1 protein-coding gene is annotated in these 818 nt (G+C 62.3%); it reads left to right on the top strand.

The annotated features are described in order from the left end of the window. On the top strand, positions 1–818 hold an 818-nt coding region (locus NKJ18_RS32945), incomplete at both ends, for an adenylate/guanylate cyclase domain-containing protein (protein WP_352761615.1).

The raw sequence follows: 818 nt of genomic DNA, 5'->3' as shown, positions 1-818 counted from the left end.
ATGGAGCGAAGGCTTACCGCGATCCTTGCTGCCGACGTGGTCGGCTACAGCACGCTCATGGGCGAGGATGAGGTCGGCACGCTCGAACGACTGAAGGGTTGCCGTCGAGAACTGGTCGACCCCGCGATCAAGGAATTCCACGGTCGGATTATCAAGCTCATGGGAGACGGGGCGCTGGTCGAATTCGCCAGCGTCGTTGATGCCGTCCAATGCGCTGCCGCGATTCAGCGCCGGATGGCTGTCCGAGACCCGGGCACCTCCGACCCCCGCCACATCCGGTTTCGCATCGGCGTCAATCTCGGTGATGTCATCGTAGAGGAAAATGACATCTACGGCGATGGCGTCAACATCGCCGCGCGCCTCGAGGCTATGGCCGAGCCGGGGGGTGTATGTATCTCCGGAACCGCATTTGATCATGCCGTTCACAAGGTTGATGTCGGCTTTGCCAGTCTTGGCGAGCAGCGCCTCAAGAACATCGCCGATCCGGTTCGCGCCTATCGATTGCTGCTGGATCCCGCAGCATCGGGAAAGGTCACGGCGGCGCCACACCGGCCGAGCTCGCGCGTCATCATCCTGGCAGGCGCCGCCGCCTTGGCGATCGCCGCGATTGCCGGCATTTTCGCATGGCAGAAGTTCTCAGTGCCATCGCGGCCATCGGTTGCCGTGCTGCCGTTTGCAAACCTCGGCGGCGATCCAGGCCAGGACTATTTCGCTGACGGCATCACCGAGGATCTGATCACCGACCTCACCAAGCTGTCCGGTCTGGACGTCATCGCGCGCAACTCGGTGTTCGCCTACAAGAACAAGCCTGCAGCGCT

It is taken from the genome of Mesorhizobium sp. M0217 (genome assembly GCF_040321955.1).
Taxonomy (GTDB): domain Bacteria; phylum Pseudomonadota; class Alphaproteobacteria; order Rhizobiales; family Rhizobiaceae; genus Mesorhizobium.
Note: the sequence above shows the minus strand (reverse complement) of the source record. Positions and strands in the feature narration are given on the sequence as shown.